This is a genomic window from Planctomycetia bacterium (assembly GCA_016795155.1).
Lineage (GTDB): Bacteria > Planctomycetota > Planctomycetia > Gemmatales > HRBIN36 > JAEUIE01.
Genome location: JAEUIE010000044.1, coordinates 255,189 through 274,532, shown reverse-complemented (window position 1 = coordinate 274,532; position 19,344 = coordinate 255,189). Strand labels below are relative to the sequence as shown.

Here is a 19,344-nt window from a genome sequence, read left to right as displayed (position 1 = left end):
TCCTCTCCCGCCAGGGGAGGAGAAGAAGATTATTTTCTACCGGTGGCAATCGACATTCCCAGACGCGAGAAAATGAACACAGCCAGGCAGAACCAGCCTGCCGTTAAGCCCAGCATGATAGGCTGGTAGATGTAAGCCACCGTGTTCGGCTTGCGTCCGATGATCATTTCCAACTGGTGGAAGAGATAGTTTTCAATCATCAGAAACCGCAGGATCATGAACGGTATCAGGAATACTGATACTGCCATGATGAGTGCGGTCACCAGCAGATACATCATGGAGACGGTATTGATAGTCGATTGGCGTTTCACCAGGCAGAGAACGACGGTTCCGATGCTGATATAACTCACGGAACCCGAGAAAATGGTCGTCCAGAGCAAAGGCAAGGTAAGCAGGGATGGATCAAACAATGCTAGGACACCCGCGGCAACCAGCAGACTGCCAAGCGAGTAAAAGATCACTTTAGCGCCGATAATTTCCAGTGGTCTGGCTGGGGTTAGCATCAAGGCCAGCAGGGATTTCTTTTCCCGTTCTTCCGCGGTTGAAGTGATGTAGAGATTGAACGACAGCAGATAGAAAGCAAAGATCACCAGTGCCGTGACAATCTTCGGCAGGCGATCTTCGGTAGCAGACTGTTCTTCTGCATTGAATCGGGGAAGCACTTCCTGCACCAGCTTGCGTCCCCGAATATTCTCTGTCACCTGGTTCACCCACAGCCGATAATACATGGCTTCATGTCGCGAAGGTGCCTGGTAATCATACGTTACCTTCCAGGGCGCGTTGCTCGGTTCACGATTGGCAAAAAGATTGATCATGAGGTAATCATCGGGGTAAACAAGCCCTCGCTGAAATCGCCACGCACTATCGTGGTACTTGAAAAACGGAATGCGGTTCTTCTCGGTAAACCACTGAGGTCGCTGATTCAACAGTGCTTCCGCCCAGCGGGTTTCAACAGGATTGGTCTGATCGTAAGCAATGATGGCAATCTTGATGATCCGCCCTGATTGCCCCGGGATTTCCCCCATGCGATCGCCGAGCGAAACCAGGGCGGACAATGCCAGTACGGCACCAACCATCAGCAGCAGGCCCCAGTTATAGCGGAACCGCAGAACTTCTTTCGCTAACAATGTTCTAACGATGGCCCATCGCATTAGTTGTATTCTTCTCCTGTCAGCTTGAGAAAAGCCTGATAGAAGTTGAATTCGCGAGTGTGCAGCGTTACTGGCACTTCCGAGTTCAGAATACGTGCAAGATCCTGCCGGGCTTCTTCATCATCCAGTTTGACGGCCAGACGTTCATGGGTGTTGCCTCGCTCGAGCACCACATCCACGATGCGTTCGGTATGTCTTACCTTGAATGCAGTGGGAGTATCAAGGTTGATCAGTCGCCCATGATTGATGATGGCGACGCGATCACAAATCTGTTCAACCTCCCCCATGTTGTGGGTGGTAATGAGGATGGTGGTGCCTCGTTTTGCCAGATCAAGTATCAGTTTGCGGATCAATTCGGTGGAGTGTACATCGAGGTTAGCAGTAGGCTCATCGAGCAGTAGAAGTTCAGGTTCGTGCAGTAATTCTCTGGCAATGAGAAGCTTCTTTTTCATGCCTTTGGAAAAGGTGCGCACGGGAAGATACTTGGCTCGAATCAACTCTACCAGCTCAAGACAATGATCTATCCGGTCATGATTTACCTGATACAGGTCGGCAAATAACTTGAGATTCTGGAAGGCAGTGAATTCATCGAAGTGGTTATCGGTATCGGGCACATAGCCGAAACGAGGCTTAATAGCATCGAACTGCGTCTGGAGATTGAGCCCGAGAAGCTGAATGGAACCTGAATGGATAGGTACTTGGCGGGTCAGACATAAAAAGGTAGTGGTTTTGCCTGCACCGTTAGGCCCCAGCAGGCCAAAGATTTCGCCGGTGTTGACCTGGAAACTGAGTTGATCTACAGCAACAAACTTGCCGTAGCGAATGACAAGGTTTTGAATATCAATGCTGGGAGGCACCGGGCGATGTTCCTGAATCCAGATATTCTGATCATAGTTCACAAACTGGTAAAACCCAACAAAATGTAACGTGGTCAAGAGTCAAAGAAAGAACCCTCAGCACATGGCTGAGGGTGAGAGTTGGATGATGTTAATGTTAGTACAAACTAACCGGTTACCGCTGTTAACTTTGCCATCAAGCCGTCAACCACCGGTTTCAGTTTTTCACCTACACCAGGAATCGCCAGGACTTTGTCTACCAGGGCTTTGAGTTTTTCTATACCGGTGCTCAGCAATGTTTTAATGGTTGCTTTGCCAGCATCTGGTAACAATCCGAAGAGCTTTTTCATATCCTCCGCGTTATTGGACAATTCCTTCAGTTTTGGAATGGCAGCTTCTGCAGTTGCTGCATCTTTTATTTCTTCCAATGAGGTAGTTGCTGTTTTGAACAGGTTATTGATGGAATCGGTCATTTGTCCGACCTGGTCGCCAAGCTTTTTCGTCAAATCCGGGTTGGCAGGCATTTTGACAGGTTCTGGTTCACGAAGATAAAACCATAAGGCAATGCCCAGGCCGACGAGAAGTACAGGTAAGAGCCAGGTCATGGCACTGACGCCCTGCTTGACACCCTCTACCGTTCGCTCGGCGGCTGCAGTGACACTTCCCAAGCCGGGTATGTTGCCCAGCGAAAAGCCGGCAGGCATGGCATTGGTGATGTTGTTTTTCTGTTCACTGAAGAACTGAGTCAGCCCTTGTGCCGAGGTCTTGCCTCCGAGTGATTTGGAGATGGTGCCCATTATTAACGGCGCCAGGAACGCTAGTAGTTTCTGAATCACGCCGCTGCCAGAGCCGGTAAATTTACCAATGGCAGACACCAGCCCAGCCAGCAGGCCACCGCCGAGCAGTTTTTCCAGCATGCCACCGCCTTGCTGCTGTACTTTCTCGGCCTTGTCTCCGGTAAACATACCATCGAGGTTGCCTATGATACTGGGATCAAGGTTGTTCAGAATTTCTGACAACCGATCGGCACCATCGCGAGATTCCGACAGCTTGGACATGCCAGCCAGGATGGAGGGAACCGCAGCGCCAGCTGCAGCCTTGGTTTGCTCCGGGCTAGCTCCGATCAGTGAACTCAGCTGATTGAGCATTCCGCTCGACATGTTGTTCTTGATCATTTCAATAATGTTCATGGTGCTACTCCAAAGTAAAGTCGCGAATCTTCATTAGGGTTAACCGGTAGACTGACTGGATACAAGTAAAATCCAGATGAATAATGTTTTGCATGTTGAATTGAATGATAACTTTGGTAGCCGCTACGCTGTTCGACGCTGAGGCCATACCAGCCATTTCAGAAAAACCATGGCTAGACAAGCAGCAGCTGTTAATCCGCAGCCAATCCATTGCAGCAAGGGAATGACCAGCATTGCAAGACCGGCTTGCGGATCGGGGTGGATGTAAAATGCATCAACCAACCAGTAAATCCCAATGACAGATACAAAAAGGGAACCTATGAGTGCAACGCAGGCACTTTCGATTCGCTTACCAGTAAAGAAGCTGATGCCAATCAAGATGAAATAAGGTGCAATGGCCCAGCCAATGGTGGGCATAGCTAATGCAATATCACTACTTGCCGGAAACAGGATATTTGCAGTAATAATTACGGATGCTACACAGGTGACTACAGCAAATCCAGCTAACCATTGCCGCGTAGACTGCATGGTTGAAACTCCTGCAGAGAATGGTCATTGATCTCTAAGTAGGTAGCCTTGGCAAATGTGACGCAAATTTCTGGCTAAAACAGTAGATGGTTTCGCAAGTCGGAACCATCTACCGATAACCACTCAATAGTTATTTTTTCACCTTCTCAAATTCAAAGAGGATAATCGACCCATCTTCAGCAGCTTCAAATTTCTTAGGTCGCTTGGCATCGCCGGCTAGGGCAAAACAGAACTTAACCTTGTCACCTTTCAATTCGTAAATTCCAACCTGTTTTTTGCCTGCATCGGTTCCTTCAGTGATTTCAACATCGATTTCTGCAGGTGAAGTGGAGGGATTAAACTTGAACTTGCCTTTTTCCGACTGACCGCCTCCATTGAACTCATACTCAGCTCCTTTGATCTTCAAAGTAATCTCGTCGGACTGCACCAGCTTCCATTCGCCCTGGAATTTTTCCTGTTCCTTCTTTGCTGCGTCATCCTTGTCGTCTGCAATTAATACACTGGCCAGTAATAAAACCAATGAACTGCCCCAGATTGCTCTCGGCATGATGCACCTCTTCTTGAATTGATAATCTCATCAAACTGAAACCTATCCTACTCCGTTTCGAATAAGAATCCAGCAAGCGGAAACGGTATTAGTGGCAGCTCATGTTAATGTTTCTTTCTGCGTTGTTTGACAGCTTCACTGAGCATATCTAACAACGTAATGGAATCGTCCCAACCCAGGCAGGGATCGGTGATGCTTTTTCCATATTCCAGTTTGTTGGGATCCTGCTGACCAGCCAGGAATTTTTGAGCACCAGCACACAGGTGGCTTTCTATCATGGCACCTGCGATATGCAGATCGCCTGCACCAATCTGCCTGGCAAGATCTGCAGCAACTTCAAGTTGCTTTTGATGCTGCTTGCCTGAGTTGGCATGACTGCAGTCGATCATTAATCGTGCATTGAGTTTGGCTGCAGTCAGTACTTTGCATGCCTGTGCCACGCTTTCGGAATCGTAGTTGGGAAATTGTCCGCCTCGCAGGATGACATGACAATCGCGGTTGCCAATGGTTTCCACAATAGCCACTTGCCCATTCTTGTGAACGCTGAGAAAATGGTGTGGCCTTTGTGCTGCCTGGATGGCATCGATGGCAATACGCAAGCTGCCATCGGTACCATTCTTGAAACCGATCGGTGCGGATAAACCGGATGCCAGTTCGCGATGCACCTGGCTTTCCGTGGTTCTTGCGCCAATGGCACCCCAGCTGATGAGGTCGCTGATGTACTGTGGAATAATGGTATCGAGAAACTCCACAGCAGCGGGAACACCCGTCTGATTGATTTCCAAGAGCAGATGACGGGCGATGCGTAGCCCTTCATGTATGCGGAAACTCTCATCAAGATAAGGATCGTTAATCAACCCCTTCCACCCGACGGTCGTACGTGGTTTTTCGAAGTAAACCCGCATGACCACTTCGAGGGTGTCTGCAAAGTGTTTACGCTGCTGAAGTAAGCGCTGGGCGTACTCCATCGCAGCTCGCGGATCGTGAATAGAGCAGGGGCCGATGACTACCAACAGCCTGTCGTCCTTGCCGTGTAATATCTGATGGATAGCTTGCCTGGTGGAACTGACCAGCTTTTCGACAGGCGTGCCAGCAATGGGAAAAAAGCGGATCAGATGCTCTGGCGGCGGTAGCGGGACGACGCTCTTGATGCGCAAGTCGTCTGTTTTGCTGGTTTTTTCAGAATGATCTTGTTGACGTATAGCCAAGTGGAGATTCCCGCTTGAATGTAAAAACCTCCTCAAAAATCTGAGGAGGCCCTGTTAACCGAAGTTGATTCAGGAAAATCATTTCCCCAGCGCCGCCTGCGCTGCGGCCAGCCTTGCAATCGGTACCCGGAATGGAGAGCAGCTTACATAATCGAGGCCGATCTTGTGGCAGAACTTCACGGAATCGGGGTCGCCGCCGTGTTCACCACAGATGCCGATCTTGAGATTCTTCCTTACACCTCGTCCCTTCTCCACACCCATCTGCATCAGTGAACCTACACCATCCTGATCAATCGTGGCGAACGGGTCAGCGGCGAGAATGTCAGCCTTCTTTGGATCAGTGTAGGGACTGATGAACGGGCCATAGTCATCGCGGCTGACGCCCAGCGTCGTCTGCGTTAGATCGTTGGTACCGAAGCTGAAGAACTCAGCGTTCGTGGCAATCTGATCAGCCACCACGCAGGCCCGAGGCAGTTCGATCATGGTGCCAACGAGGTAATCGACCTTGGTCTTGGTCTCTTCGAAGACTTTCGCGGCGGTGTCGCGGACTATCTTTTCCTGATTGGTGTATTCCTTCTGGAAGCCAACGAGGGGAATCATCACTTCGGGGAAGACTTCGATGCCTTCCTTCTTCACTGCGACGGCAGCTTCAAAGATGGCCCGGGCCTGCATCGCGGTGATTTCTGGGTAGACGATGCCGAGTCGGCATCCACGATGACCGAGCATCGGGTTGGCTTCATGCAGTTCGCTTACGCGGCGCATGATCTGGTCTTTCGAAATCCCCAGTTTGTTGGAGAGTTCGTTCTGCTCGCTCGGCCCGTGAGGCAGGAACTCGTGCAGCGGCGGATCGAGCAGGCGGATGGTCACCGGCTTGCCCGCCATCGCTTTGAACAGGCCGATGAAGTCTTTCCGCTGGAAGGGCAGCATCTTGTCGAGTGCCTTCACGCGTGCCGGGGTGTCCTCGGCCATGATCATTTCACGCATTTCGGTGATGTGATCAAAGAACATGTGCTCGGTACGACAAAGACCAATGCCTTCCGCACCGAACGCTATCGCCTCGGCTGCCTGATCGGGCAGATCGGCATTGGTGCGAACCTTCAGCTTGCCATGCTGGCTGGCCCAGTCCATCACCATCTTGAAGCGGCGATAAACATCTGACTTATCGGGGGCCAGTTCCTTCTTGATCAACACCTGCACCACTTCGCTGGGGCTGGTGGCGATGGAACCCGCGAACACTTCGCCTGTGAAGCCATCAATGCTGATGTCATCCCCTTCCTTGAAGGTCTGGCCCTTGACTGTCACCGTGCCCTTGTCGTTATCAATGTTTAGTTCACCCGCACCGACGATACACACCTTGCCCATCTGCCGGGAGACGAGTGCCGCGTGGCTGCTCACGCCACCCACGGCAGTGAGGATGCCGAGAGCAGCCTTCATGCCGCGAAGATCTTCCGGGGTGGTTTCCTTGCGAACGAGGATGAGGTTGATGTTCGGGTTGGCGTTCTTCATCGCCTCGGCCCGTTGGGGCGTGCAGACGATCTTTCCCGTCGCGGCACCGGGCCCAGCGGGGATACCCTTGGTAAGCAGCTTGCCCGCTTTGCTGGCTGCCTTCTTCGCTTCCACATTGAATAGCGGCTGAAGGAGTTGGCTCAGATCACCCGCCGGGATGAACTTCGACGAGATCGCTTCTTCCTTGCTGATCAGTCCTTCCTCGACGAGGTCGGTGGCGACACGGACAGCAGCGAACCCAGTACGTTTGGCGTTACGGGTCTGCAGCATGTAGAGCTTATTGCGTGAGATCGTGAACTCGATGTCCTGCATGTTCTTGTAATGTTTCTCGAGTTTCTGCCCGACAGCAACCAGTTCCTTGTAGGCTTCCGGCATATCCTTGCCGAGCGTTTCTTCGATACGCTTGGTGGGTCGCGAACCGTTGACCACATCTTCACCCTGGGCGTTGATCAGGTAATCGCCACAGATGCCAGGGGTGCCGAGCGCGCCATCGCGGGTGAGGGCCACGCCAGTAGCACAGTCATCGCCCAGGTTGCCGAAGACCATGGCCATGACATTACAAGCCGTGCCCCATTCATCGGGGATGCCGTACTGCCGGCGATAGACACAGGCCCGGTCATTCATCCATGAACCGAACACGGCCCCGATCGCCTGCCAGATCTGTTCGTACGGATCGGTCGGGAAGTCCTTCCCGGTGTATTTCTTGATGGCTGCCTTGTAATCGACAATGATCTGCTTGAGCGATTCGACGCTGAGTTCGTTATCAAGCGTGACGCCTTGCTTCTCCTTGGCCTTATCCAGGATGTGGTGAAAGGGTTCGTCTTTGTGGCCCTTCAGACCCATCACCACTTCGCCGAACATCAAGAGAAGGCGGCGATAACTGTCGAGGGCAAAACGTTCGTTGCCCGACTGCTTGGCGAGTGCCTGTACCGTGGTATCATTGAGGCCGATATTGAGAACGGTATCCATCATGCCCGGCATCGAATCGCGGCCACCAGAGCGGCAAGCAAGCAGAAGCGGGTTGGTGGCATCGCCAAACTTGGCACCCATGGTCGATTCGACTTTTTTCAGTGCTTCTTCCACCTGGGCTTTGAGTTCCGCAGGGTACTTTTTGCCATTTGCGTAGAAATAGGTGCAGACATCGGTGCTGAGTGTGAAGCCAGCAGGTACGGGCAAGCCAATCAAGGTCATCTCGGCGAGGTTGGCCCCCTTGCCGCCGAGCAGATTTTTCATGTCAGCTTTGCCGTCCGCTTTACCATTGCCAAAGAAATACACATACTGGGACATGATGGTTCCTGGAGGGTTGACGATACGAAAGAAACCGCCTGGGGAGAGGCGGCCGGTGAGTCAGTCCAACAATGGATATGTTTGATGTAGGAATTCACGCTCAATTTGTAAAGAACCTGCATTTTGGCCTGTTTTATGGCATTTGCTGTACCCAACAGTGAACTTCCATGCGGTTTCCGGTGTCTTGAACAACAATAGGGGCTGTATCGGCACAATGAGAAAGTTCGCTAGCTGACTGATCTGGCATTGATTGACCTTCAAACCCTTGGCATTTAGAATGAGATTTGTATCTTAGCAGTCCGCGCGTATAGCTCAGTTGGCTAGAGCGCAGCTCTGATAAAGCTGAGGTCCTTGGTTCGAATCCAAGTACGCGCACTGACAGAACAACGGGGGCGTAGCTCAACTGGGAGAGCACTAGCTTTGCAAGCTAGGGGTTAGGGGTTCGACCCCCCTCGCCTCCACTCAATTCAATGTGCCTGATATAAAGCGATATTGTTGCGTAACTGATTCTCAACCATTAAAACGAAGCATTTTTGGTACATGTTGTTGCCTTGTTGTACGGATAAGGCACCATGGTAGAATTTCTCTTTAAGAGCAATAGACACTTTGTCGGAGAGAAGATGTTTCTCTCCGATTGATCGTTTCCCGAAATGGAATTTCAGTGTGGGTTGGTATCTGGTTTCCGGGTAGATGCCCGTCCGTCAATAACATGTTCAAAATAACACGAATATCTGTGCAATCACCACACGCAAGATCATGGTGACGGGGTAGACCGTAGCGTAGGCGATGCCAGGAATTTCAGAGCGTGTCAAGGTGTTGGCAAAGGCCAGTGCTGGCGGGTTGGTCATGCTGCCTGACATCACTCCGATAATAGCGGGGTAAGGTGCTTTCATGCAGCGATATGCTATGGCACTGATCAGGAGCAACGGGGCGAGAGTGATGATGATACCCCATAGCATCCACCACATACCATCGCCATGGGTAATGGTGGTAATAAAAGTTGAGCCTCCTTCGAGGCCAACTGCAGCCAGGAACATGGCAATGCCCAGTTCCTTGAAAGAAGTTCCTGCAGCACGGGGGAGATGAAAGACGAGCGGGCCAACACGTTGCAGGTGCGAAAGAATGAGTGCGATAATCAATGGCCCACCTGCCAGGCCAATTTTGATGGGAGAAGACAGGCCTGGGATGAAGATGGGAATGCTGCCGATGATCACTCCCAACCCGATGCCAACAAATACTGGAAGCAGATGTGGTTTTTCCAGTTGTTTGGGAGCATCGCCTGCATGGCGTGAGATGCGTGCGACGCATTCAGGCATTCCAACCACCAACAGACTGTCTCCCATGGAGAGTCGCAGATCAGCATTCGGGGGCAACTCTGTTTCACCTCGGCGAATGCGAGTCAACTGGACATGAAACTGACGCCCGAGGTTCAGTTGCTCAAGAGGTATTCCGACCATTTTGGGTTTGGAGATCAGGACCCAACGTGCTTCAATGCCTGATGTCTGGTCTTCCGAAGTGTGTTCAATTCGTTTGCCGACCAACCGGGTTAGCTGATCCAATTCATGCCTGGCCCCCACAGCCAGGATGATGTCATCCTTTCCCAGAATATCTTCAGCCTGAGCCACCACGGTTTTACCATGACGCTGGATCCGGCTGATGACCACCGTGCTGTTGCTCAGTTCCATCACTTCTGCGATTGACTTTCCACAGAAATCTGGACAAGTAATCTGGATCGTGCAGCGTTCCAGAGGCAGTACCTTGACGTCCAGCTGTTTCTCCAAATCTCTTGCTTCCTTCACAGCATCAATTCGGAACAGCCAGCCGAGCATGAGAAAGACCAGGATATTGCCTATCACGCCAAAGGGATATGTCACAGCACATCCCAGCCCCGGCAACTGATTGACTTGTTCCACCCACTGCTGATCGGTCATAGCAGCGACATCGATTCCCGCTTGCTGAAGTGCTGTTCGACAAGCCTGAGCATCGGGGGGTGATTCATGCAAAACCTGATTCGCTGCACCCAAGCTGGGGGTATTGGTTGTTGCGCCGCTCAAGACACCTACAGCGATGGCTGGCGAAAGCTTGCCGACCCAGCAGGCCAAGCTCGCGAAGAAGGTTCCCAGGAGAACGATGGAAATAGCCATAAGATTGGTTCGCAGCCCATACAGCCGAAAGGTATTGAAGAAGCCTGGCCCCACTGCCAACCCAACAGCATAAATGAAAATGACCAGCCCGAACTCGCGAATGAAGGTCAAGGCATGCGGCTCTACTTTCAAACCAAGGTGTCCAAGGAATAGGCCACTGAAGAGTACGCCAGCTACACCCAGTTGAATGCCACGGAACTTGATCTGCCCAAGAAGCAGCCCGGCCACCATGGTTAATGCCAGCACAAGTATGGTAGTTGCAATCGACTGCTCATTCGTCAGAAGATCAGTTATCCACCGCATGAAGATATCCATTAGTTTCGAGGCTGTGGTGCGAGACGCTCAAAGGCTGCCACGGCATCAGGCAGTTGTGGGTAGTATTTCCCTTCTGCAACATGCTCTCCTAATCCGAGCCGACTTGCAGTTTCCCGAAACGGGAGATGTGATTTGGCGATGATAAAATCGATGTTTCGTGCCTGGAGTTCCTTCAGCCATCTATGAATGGCTTCGGCTGCGGAAACATCAATTTCCGGAATCGCCCGTGCATCGAGAATAACTTGCCTGACCGGGAATTCCTCGCGTGCAATGAAGTGCTCGATGCGTTCGATGAAGTAACGTACATTGGCAAAGATGAGTGGACCATAGAAACGGTAGATAAGCAAGCCTGGAATGGTCTCAGCTTTTTCATCATCGCCTACATCATGAAACGAAGGCTGTCCAACTATTCTGCTCAGGAGGGCATCATGTGGGCGAGACAGTTGGCTGAGTACTCGCAAAAGCGAGGCGATGATGCCAGCCATGATTCCGGGTAATACTCCAAATGCAACAACGGAAATAGAGGTCAGCATAGCCAGGCGGGAATCGTACAGGCTCATGGATCGAAGTTTGCGAATACTGGTGGCATCAATCAAGGTGAAGCCAGTGAAAACAAGGATACTTGCAATGGCGACCACAGGGAGTTGGGCAATCCACGATGCCAGGAAGTACATGAAGGCAATGAGTAGTGCAGCGGCAATCAGGCTGACCATCTGCGTACGACCGCCGGTGGAATCGTTCAACAGTGAACGCGTCTGGCTGGCGCCAACAGCAAAACCACGCAGCAGGCCTGCTGCCAGGTTCGCCATGCCCAGGGCAATGAGTTCACGATCAGGGTTGATATTTTCATTGTGTTTGCTGGCAATACTTCTGCCGAGCACGATTCCTTCAGGGAAGATCAATAGGGCTAAACCCAGTGATGCAACCGCCAGCTTGGCAATTTCATTCAGCGACAGTTCCGGCGGCACCGGGTCGGGGATATTGGTATCTACCATGCCGATCACGGCGAAGTCGTTATGTTGAAAATCGATCAGTTTTCCCGCGAGAAGAGCCAGAGCAAAAATCGCCACGGTACCCGGCACTTTGGGGAAACGCCAACGCAATACGATCAGAATGGCGATGCAGGACAGACCCAGCAACAAAGTAGGCCAATGTGTATTCTGAAGTGCCGTGACCCACTCGAGCAATCGAAGCAGTGAATTATCTTCATGCAGCGCGATGCCGCATAGCTTGCCTAGCTGGCTGATGATAATGACTACTGCTGCTCCGTTCATGAAACCCAGCATGACGGGGTGTGCCAGGAAATCGGCAGCGGCGCCGAGTTTGAAATAGGCACCGAGTAGCAACAGGAGACCGGTCAACAGGCACAGCCAGGTGGAAAGCACCAGGGCCTGTGATTCATTGCCTGCTGCCAGGGTGCCAATCGTGGAACCCACCATGAGAGCAATGGCAGCATCGGGGCCGGCTATTACATGCCGTGAACTGGTAAACAGGGCAAACAGAATCATGCTGCCCAGCGATGCATAGAGCCCGGCAATCGGTTTGCAATGAGCCAGATCGGCGTAGGCAATGGCAGAAGGAATCAGCACCAGCACGACAACCAGGCCGGAGAGAAAATCACTTGAGAAATTGGCAAGTCGATAGGTACGAACAAGCTTGATGCCGGGTATCCAGTCTTCCCACTGAGTCATGTTGAAACGTGACATGAGTTAATCATCCGCTACTTCATAGGCACTATCCATTCAACAAACTGGCTCGCATCAGCATTCGCTTGAAGCAGGCCGGGTGAACGATCAAGGTCTGACCAACGCAATCTCCCGTGGATGCCATAGGGGATCAAGACAAGGCGCTTCTTCGAATTCTCGACGCGAATTTCCATAAAGCTCTGGTAGTAGGGTGCAACATTGGAATCAAATGCAGCTGACAGAAACTCGGCCGAGAAAGGCCAGCCGCCCATGTTCTTGGTCCACCACCAGGCAGGCCATTTCCATCGGGGAGTGGTGGCTTCGATCTTGCTGACGACCTGAGCCTTGGCTGGGTAATAGGCCCATTCTTTAGCGGGTACTGTTTCCGGCCAGGCCAGAGATGTGCCAAAGCTCAGATAGGCTCCGCCGCCACCGTTGACGAAATGATGGATTGGGTCGGAGGAACCGGTCATGGGTTCAGCGTAGTATTCCAAATCGTGAGTATCGCCGCCCATGATGACGGCAACCTGATGTTGCCTGAGCAGTTCATGCAGTTCCTGGAATTCAGGGTTCTCTTCAGCCATGTAGACTCCACCAGCATAGAGTGGGTGGCCGAGGATTGCCATTTTGGTTTTTCCTTTGGCTGCATCCAGCGCACGTTTGAGCCAGATCATCTGAGCGGCATCGAGCCTTTTGACGACGCCGGTATCGATGGCGAAAAGAGCAAAATTATCGGATTGAAACTGGAAGTAGGGAGCCTTCTGCCTTTGCACGGGAACTTTGTATTCATTGCCCAGCCGAGTTGCTTCTGCAATGAGTCCATCGATGTTCTTTTCGGTTGTCGTGGTAATGCGCTTATCCACATCGATGCGAGCCTTCAAGGCTGCGCGAGCGGAATGTGGTTCGAGGAAGGTGGCATTGAATCCTTCGAGGGCATCGTACCAATCATGGTTGCCTGGGATGGCATAGACCGGTTTGGTTGTACCCATGAAAGGGAGCCAGAACCGAGCTTCGAAATCCTTCATGGAACCGGTGGGATAGATAACATCGGATGAGATGACCACAAATTTAACTTGTTCCTGCCTGACTACCTCCAGATATTGTGAACGCAGAATGTGTTGCGATGCATCGCCTTCACCCGGATCGCCGATGACGACAAAGGAATAATCTTTGCCAGAACTGATACCCGGTGGCGTTACTGCAAAGACCTTATCGGGCGCCTGGGCATCTTCAGCTTTCAGTACTTCGAGCGCCATTGCTTCACGCCAGGTATCTGCACGTGCAGCGGCCCAGGAATTCCAGATGCCAGCAGCCCAGTTCTCGGTATCGAAATACCAGCTCATCCCCCAGATAGGAAAGGTGGCAGCGATAATGGCTGACAGTGGCAAACCAATCTGCAACCCCCGGTTGAAAGCACGTCGAAACGAATAGCGGGCCTGCCGGAGTCGGATGGACGATTTTAAACGATAAGTCAGTAATGATTGAATGAACCGTTTTCCACGCCGTCGCCGATCAGGTGAATCGGCCAGTACCCATTGCCATAACTTTCCATCCACACGCCTGGTCAGTCGCAGCCACAATACCCGGAGCGGGATAATGATCACGAAGGCAATCAGCAATCCCATGAAGATGTCGCCAATTACCGCGATGAGTGGGGACAGGATGCCTATCGCACTGCGATCGAATCCCATTCGACCAAGATGGATGGCAAAGAGGGTCAGGATAAAGCCGATGATCCAGCCACGATCAATGGCGATGCGATTAACTTCACCTTCTGCCAGATTATCAGCCAGCTTCTGAAGTTCCTCATTTTCAGGAAGATGATATTCCTGCAGAACAGTTTCTCCTGCTTCCGTCAGGCTGAACACCGGCATCACGTAGAAGTTGTAGGCAATGCCGAACATGCGAAGCGATGCTGCGATCGCGACGGTCCAAGCCATCGCTTTGTCGCGAAAGATCAAAACGCCTGCAAAGACCAGGGCATTGCCGATCATGGCGCTCAGACAGTAGTACCTGCCCCGTGTCGGATGGTTGCCGGTAATGAACTGATAGAGGTAACGCAGGGCATCGACGCCAAACCAGCAGGCCAGAAACAGCAATAACGCTTTACCTGCAAGAAAAGGTGTATTCAGCAACAAGATGCCCATGGCCAGGGTAATGGCTGAACTGATCCATGCCGAGCGCTGTTCCTTGGGCTTGGCTCGTCGGAACCCATGCACAAATTCAAGGATGGCAGTCAGTACCAGCAATAGCCCGGCACGGCCACCGACTACTTCTTCATGACCAAGTGGAGCCAGTAACGTCAGAATGCCAAAGAGAATGACCGTCAGGCCGAGAATATTACGTCGACGCACCGCGTTTGAGACGCTGATTCCACCAGGATGAACGGTTGTCGTACTCGACATACGATTCAGTTCTTAAGAAGGGATTATCATACCATGTGTATCGAGCGTGGTAGGGATCAACGGATTGCAATCGCGGGTGTTTTGTTCTATCGTTGTGCCATTGGCCCCTGCACGCCGCGCGATCGCTAGCAGGGGCAGCGGCACATTCGTTCAGCGAGTGCACATCTTACTCGCATCCGCTGACCCCTGCCACATTTTTTTCAATGGGATGTTAGGATGAGAGATTGTTCTTCTTGCAGAATTCAGTCTTGGACACATCATCGACGAAATAGTAGGTGACATTTTTCCATTCGACCGTGGCCCCTGCTGCATACTTGGGGAACTCTACATTCGTGATGGGATCACGAACCAGATGATCTTTCAGATAAAAATTGTTCTCGTGGATGGAGAGATAGGTATGCACGCAGCTGACAATGCGATCTTCAATCCATTTCGCCAGTGCTGCCTTATCAGGCGAAGATAAAGGGAAAGTCATCTCTGAATGGGAATCGAACTGAGTCAGGACAGGAACAATATCCAGATCGGAAGTGAGATGGACCTGTTTGACATCGCGGTCAGCGTAGGCACAGAATTTGAGACGAATACGTGCCAGGTTGGACTGGAATTCAAAGGTTGCTTCCCGGCTCGAAGGCGTAAGACGAGGTGAAATCTTGACCTTGTCGCCAAAGCGCTGCTGCAAGGCTTCCAGGCGGGGTTTCCAGATTTCGCGGAGGTCGTTCATTACTTTTTCGAAGGTGGCCAGCCTCTCCTGTCGTTCCCGGTACTCCTGCATGTTTTCCAACTGGGCCTGCTTGACTTTGTTTTCAACGGCACTGAATTCTGCATCAATGCGTTTGAACAGATGATCGAGATCAGCCATGAGAAGCTCCTGATTCAGAAATGCCTGTGATGGAGATTATAACTAATCCGCTTCAAGCCCCTTTTACACCTGTCAATAATACCAGATTCACGCTGAATCAGCTGCTGATTTCTTTCAGCAAACTCTCCAGAGTTTTTTTTACCGATTCGAAAGTATAAGGATCATCAGGATCGGGCGGAAAGCCTTCCCTCTCGAAGTGAGGCCTGACGTCATTCATCTGTCCCCATTCAACATCTGCATCCCGAACCAGTTCCTTAAGATGATATTCCGAATGAAGCAGATGCTGTAATACATCCTGCAAGACCTGAATCGGTTCATGAAAACGAGTGAGCAACTGACTACTTGCTTTGAGTTGTCGAATGATCACCGATTTGAGTGCGCCCTGATTGTCTACGAGAAGCCGGTTGATTACATCTTCAATGATGGCATCAGCCTGCTGTTTCCCTGAAATGGGGGATACTCCTTTCATCATTCCCGGTCCAGCCATTCGGCCAATCGCCTCGGCTATGGTGAATTTGCGCCCTCGACGAATTTCTTTTTCGAGTTCCTCCGCTTCGCGTTTGTCGTCTGGCGATGTAGCCATGATGAGATGCTTCCAACGAAGACACGGAAGTGCAGACTAGAACCACCCGCAACAGATGTGGCAGGGTCATGCAAGTACTCGTGCATGACCCTGCGAAACTACTGAGTTCCTGAATATCCAGCAGGGGCATTCGGATTCCGAATAACCCTGCCACAGTGACTCAACAGTTTCTTTTAGATCCCTATTTCTTGAACGTCAGCTTGGGGCTGTCGGGCACGCCGGTCATTTGAAACTCGAGTGTCGAGTCATCCACCAGCTTGATGTCGGAAACCATGGTGTTGCCACCATCAGTCTCCATCACCAGGTTGACGCCTTGCTGTCCATAAGCTCCTTTGACCGATTCGGTTTTGCCTTTTTTGGTGTAGCTCCAGTTGAACTCGCCTTCCTTGGTCAGTTTCAAACCAAATGAAGAATCATTGGGGCCGGTGGCCTTCCATTGGCCGACGAGTTTCTCAGGAGCAACCGCAGGTGCTTCCGGCTCTTTGGCTGGGGGTGCAGTATCCTGGTTGGCGGGTGGCTCGTACCCCAGCATCTTGAGCATCTGATTGGTCACCGCATCATTGGGTGCCAACTTCGCCACGACTTTGTACATCCGAATGGCAAGCTCCTTCTTGTCCATTGTGAGATAGTGGTACGCGAGGACAAAGTAAGCATCCGCAGCCTGCTTGTTTTCCCTGCAATAATCCTCGAGTTTGCGAAGGTACGTGGTGTATTCATCGACGCTTTCAAACATGTTGGCCATGGTGGTCCAATCCCAGCCTGGCCCCACACTCAGTACAGCGTAGAGAGTTGCAGCGGCATTCTTGTAATCACCTGCAACAAATTGACACAGGGCTTTGAACTCATGCAGGGTGGCATCCTGAGGCATCTGCTTGAGAGCCTCCTGGCATTTTGCCAATGCTTCCTTGTACTGCTTGTTATGGAACAGGGTGCGGGCTTCTTCAAACACCGATAAACCCTGTTGGGTTACTCCAGGTGGTAGTGCACTGGCTGTGGTGTCTGCTGCTGGCGCTGATTCAAAAGGTGGTGCTGCCTGCTCGTAAACGATAGGCTGCGAGTAATCGTAACCGCCACCACTATCGGCGTAGTAATAGGGGTTGCTGTACGATCCTAGGCCAAAGAGCCAACTGGCGGTGTTCAGCGACCAGTTAGTGATGGCGAATGCACTCCACACGGGGTGTTCACTCCACATGTGATCCCACCAATTGTTCCAATGACCATTGTCGCACCAACCATGATGCCAGTCATTGTGATAGCCATAGCGATCATTCAAGTGGTTCTGCCAGTCTTCTCGGCGATCATTCATGAAGTCCTGGCGATTGTTCTGCCTCTGATCACGAAAATCCTGGCGGTTATTCAACCGATCGTTGATCTGATCATGTCGATTGGAGATAAAGTCTCCTCGGTTACCTTGAAGGTTCTGCCATCGATTGCCGGGCAGTTGGCTGGGACGATTTCCAGCATTGGGTCGATCTCCGCCCAGGCCCGGCAAGGTGGAGGGGCGATTTCCAGTACCAGGGCGACCTGCATTCCCTGGGAGTGTAGAAGGTCGATTTCCCGTAGCGATGCCCGCGCCGATTCCTGCACCAATACCTGCTCCCGTGGAAGGCAGGCTGGGGCGCGTGGAAGGACGATTGGCAACTCCTGCTCCGCCAGAACCGATGTTCGGGCGATTACTGGTGGATGGAATATTCGGACGGTTGGATATGCTGGGTGTTGATGGACGAGCTGAGACTTGAGGCCGACTCATGGATGGGCCAGAGGGCATCGATGGTCTGGAGGGTGCTGAAGGTCGACTGAATCCACCCCCGCCACCACCACTAAAGCCACCCGATGGCCGTGAGCCACCAAAGCCTCCACTGAATCCACCCCCTCTGCCTCCTCCACCACCACCACGGCCACCGCCGCCCCCGCGGCCTCCTCGCTGGGCGCTGACTTCCATCGTGGTAGCCAGGCAAAGGACGAAGATGGATCCAACTGAGGCCAGCGTCAACAATCGTTTTGAAAGTTTCATGATGCGTGCTTTCGTTGTGTATCGAGGAATGAAATAAATGGAACAATCAAGACAATGGATAATTATGGTTTGGGTTCTGGTGGACGTTGTACCAGCGTGACAGCTACGTCAGGCATGACGTCATCACCGACAACTCGATCTCGCGAGACTATATCAATACGCCCTTTATCGATAGGACGGTAAATCATGGTGGCTGAAGTCACATCGCCATCGCTATTGGCGCCGGTTGACTTCACAACCCACTGCTCACCGCTGGCTGTCCAGAGGGCCTCGGCATGTCCACCCATGTTATCATGTGACCAGGATTTGATTTTCTGGGTGGCTGCATCCCAGGTAATTCGCTGGGTGCCTGTCAGTTCCTTCATATTCGTGCCGCTGATGGTAAACTTCTGGATGAGCGACAGCTTATCTTCACTCCATTGACAGGAAGTATGGATGCGGTAGCTTCCACCTTCTTCTACCCAGTCTCCGATCATCCATTTCAGCGCGGTCAGTTTTTCCTGGATGGCTGCTGGGCCTGTCTCCATTTCTTCCAGATCGCGAATGCTGGCGAGTTGCCAGCGGTCACCTTCCCTGGTTAATACTGCAGCAAAGCGAGTTTCCCGTGCTGACTGGCCATTGGTCTGTTTCACCGAAGCAATGCCATCGTACATGGCAAGGCGATCATTGATGACTCTCACGCTGTCAGCGGTCACGCTTACCTTGGAATCTTTGGCATTGGTAAAGACATTCTCATAGTGAGAGATCAATGCATCACGCGTTTTCAGAACATTGCCATCTGCATCTACCAGTTCGCCGTTGGAACAAAACAGAGCGCCAACTGCCTTGGCATCATGCTTGTTGAAAGTTGTCACCACCTCACCGATGAATGCTGTGACATCAGCAGCCGGATCAGGCAGCGTTTTAAGAGTACTCGAACGTAAACCTTCAGCAAAACCCGATTGCAGAGTGATGTAACCAGCCAGGCAGAGCACGCCCACTAAACAACTGGCTCTGGCCAGTCGGCTTTTGGTGAGTTGTAATCGCATGTTGAAAACTCCTTGGATACTGGCTCCAACTTAACTTATCTTTTGTATGATTGCACCT

The 19,344-nt window shown here is 51.7% G+C and carries 14 protein-coding genes and 2 tRNA genes; 2 read left to right on the top strand and 14 right to left on the bottom strand.

The genetic code is table 11. The annotated features are described in order from the left end of the window. Positions 1–29: 29 nt before the first annotated feature. The 7 genes from JNJ77_15975 to JNJ77_15945 form a co-directional block, all read right to left on the bottom strand. Positions 30–1,151 carry an ABC transporter permease gene (locus tag JNJ77_15975; GenBank protein MBL8824084.1) on the bottom strand — a complete coding sequence of 374 codons (1,122 nt, stop codon included), beginning with the start codon at positions 1,149–1,151 and terminating at the stop codon, positions 30–32. Next, positions 1,151–2,086, bottom strand: a complete 936-nt coding sequence (locus tag JNJ77_15970) for an ABC transporter ATP-binding protein (GenBank protein ID MBL8824083.1) — start codon at positions 2,084–2,086, stop codon at positions 1,151–1,153. The genes JNJ77_15975 and JNJ77_15970 overlap by 1 nt, the downstream gene beginning before the upstream one ends. Positions 2,087–2,154: 68 nt before the next feature. Next, entirely contained in the window at positions 2,155–3,177 is a 1,023-nt protein-coding gene (locus tag JNJ77_15965; protein ID MBL8824082.1) for a DUF937 domain-containing protein, read from the bottom strand. A gap of 123 nt (positions 3,178–3,300) precedes the next feature. After that, positions 3,301–3,705: a hypothetical protein gene (locus JNJ77_15960; GenBank protein ID MBL8824081.1), complete on the bottom strand. Its 405-nt coding sequence runs from the start codon at positions 3,703–3,705 to the stop codon at positions 3,301–3,303. A 130-nt stretch (positions 3,706–3,835) separates the two neighbouring features. After that, positions 3,836–4,252, bottom strand: a complete 417-nt coding sequence (locus tag JNJ77_15955) for a TIGR03067 domain-containing protein (GenBank protein ID MBL8824080.1) — start codon at positions 4,250–4,252, stop codon at positions 3,836–3,838. 104 nt (positions 4,253–4,356) lie between these two features. Beyond that, entirely contained in the window at positions 4,357–5,454 is a 1,098-nt protein-coding gene (locus JNJ77_15950; protein ID MBL8824079.1) for a 3-deoxy-7-phosphoheptulonate synthase, read from the bottom strand. An 84-nt stretch (positions 5,455–5,538) separates the two neighbouring features. Then, a complete protein-coding gene (locus JNJ77_15945; GenBank protein ID MBL8824078.1) occupies positions 5,539–8,253 on the bottom strand; it encodes a pyruvate, phosphate dikinase in 2,715 nt (904 codons plus the stop codon). 301 nt (positions 8,254–8,554) lie between these two features. On the opposite strand from JNJ77_15945, the gene JNJ77_15940 reads away from it, so the two are divergent. Further along, positions 8,555–8,628, top strand: a tRNA-Ile gene (locus JNJ77_15940). 13 nt (positions 8,629–8,641) lie between these two features. Further along, positions 8,642–8,714: transfer RNA gene (locus tag JNJ77_15935), tRNA-Ala, on the top strand. Positions 8,715–8,966: 252 nt separating this feature from the next. On the opposite strand, the gene JNJ77_15930 is transcribed toward JNJ77_15935, so the two are convergent. The 7 genes from JNJ77_15930 to JNJ77_15900 form a co-directional block, all read right to left on the bottom strand. Beyond that, positions 8,967–10,700, bottom strand: a complete 1,734-nt coding sequence (locus tag JNJ77_15930) for a putative transporter (GenBank protein MBL8824077.1) — start codon at positions 10,698–10,700, stop codon at positions 8,967–8,969. Positions 10,701–10,711: 11 nt separating this feature from the next. Then, positions 10,712–12,418 carry a SulP family inorganic anion transporter gene (locus JNJ77_15925; GenBank protein ID MBL8824076.1) on the bottom strand — a complete coding sequence of 569 codons (1,707 nt, stop codon included), beginning with the start codon at positions 12,416–12,418 and terminating at the stop codon, positions 10,712–10,714. A 14-nt stretch (positions 12,419–12,432) separates the two neighbouring features. Then, positions 12,433–14,802 carry a metallophosphoesterase gene (locus JNJ77_15920; GenBank protein MBL8824075.1) on the bottom strand — a complete coding sequence of 790 codons (2,370 nt, stop codon included), beginning with the start codon at positions 14,800–14,802 and terminating at the stop codon, positions 12,433–12,435. A 211-nt stretch (positions 14,803–15,013) separates the two neighbouring features. Continuing rightward, positions 15,014–15,661, bottom strand: a complete 648-nt coding sequence (locus JNJ77_15915) for a hypothetical protein (GenBank protein MBL8824074.1) — start codon at positions 15,659–15,661, stop codon at positions 15,014–15,016. A gap of 97 nt (positions 15,662–15,758) precedes the next feature. After that, on the bottom strand, positions 15,759–16,244 hold the full coding sequence (locus tag JNJ77_15910) for a hypothetical protein (protein ID MBL8824073.1): 486 nt from the start codon (positions 16,242–16,244) through the stop codon (positions 15,759–15,761). A 181-nt stretch (positions 16,245–16,425) separates the two neighbouring features. After that, positions 16,426–18,258, bottom strand: coding sequence for a tetratricopeptide repeat protein (locus JNJ77_15905; GenBank protein ID MBL8824072.1), 1,833 nt, complete (start codon positions 18,256–18,258; stop codon positions 16,426–16,428). A gap of 62 nt (positions 18,259–18,320) precedes the next feature. Continuing rightward, entirely contained in the window at positions 18,321–19,286 is a 966-nt protein-coding gene (locus tag JNJ77_15900) for an SgcJ/EcaC family oxidoreductase (protein MBL8824071.1), read from the bottom strand. Positions 19,287–19,344: the final 58 nt, after the last annotated feature.

What these genes read in the sequence shown, in the direction of transcription:
- JNJ77_15975 (MBL8824084.1), bottom strand. Translation starts at nt 1,151, where the DNA reads ATGCGATGGGCCATCGTTAGAACATTGTTAGCGAAAGAAGTTCTGCGG.
- JNJ77_15965 (MBL8824082.1), bottom strand. Translation starts at nt 3,177, where the DNA reads ATGAACATTATTGAAATGATCAAGAACAACATGTCGAGCGGAATGCTC.
- JNJ77_15960 (MBL8824081.1), bottom strand. Translation starts at nt 3,705, where the DNA reads ATGCAGTCTACGCGGCAATGGTTAGCTGGATTTGCTGTAGTCACCTGT.
- JNJ77_15955 (MBL8824080.1), bottom strand. Translation starts at nt 4,252, where the DNA reads ATGCCGAGAGCAATCTGGGGCAGTTCATTGGTTTTATTACTGGCCAGT.
- JNJ77_15945 (MBL8824078.1), bottom strand. Translation starts at nt 8,253, where the DNA reads ATGTCCCAGTATGTGTATTTCTTTGGCAATGGTAAAGCGGACGGCAAA.
- JNJ77_15930 (MBL8824077.1), bottom strand. Translation starts at nt 10,700, where the DNA reads ATGCGGTGGATAACTGATCTTCTGACGAATGAGCAGTCGATTGCAACT.
- JNJ77_15925 (MBL8824076.1), bottom strand. Translation starts at nt 12,418, where the DNA reads ATGTCACGTTTCAACATGACTCAGTGGGAAGACTGGATACCCGGCATC.
- JNJ77_15920 (MBL8824075.1), bottom strand. Translation starts at nt 14,802, where the DNA reads ATGTCGAGTACGACAACCGTTCATCCTGGTGGAATCAGCGTCTCAAAC.
- JNJ77_15915 (MBL8824074.1), bottom strand. Translation starts at nt 15,661, where the DNA reads ATGGCTGATCTCGATCATCTGTTCAAACGCATTGATGCAGAATTCAGT.
- JNJ77_15910 (MBL8824073.1), bottom strand. Translation starts at nt 16,244, where the DNA reads ATGGCTACATCGCCAGACGACAAACGCGAAGCGGAGGAACTCGAAAAA.
- JNJ77_15905 (MBL8824072.1), bottom strand. Translation starts at nt 18,258, where the DNA reads ATGAAACTTTCAAAACGATTGTTGACGCTGGCCTCAGTTGGATCCATC.
- JNJ77_15900 (MBL8824071.1), bottom strand. Translation starts at nt 19,286, where the DNA reads ATGCGATTACAACTCACCAAAAGCCGACTGGCCAGAGCCAGTTGTTTA.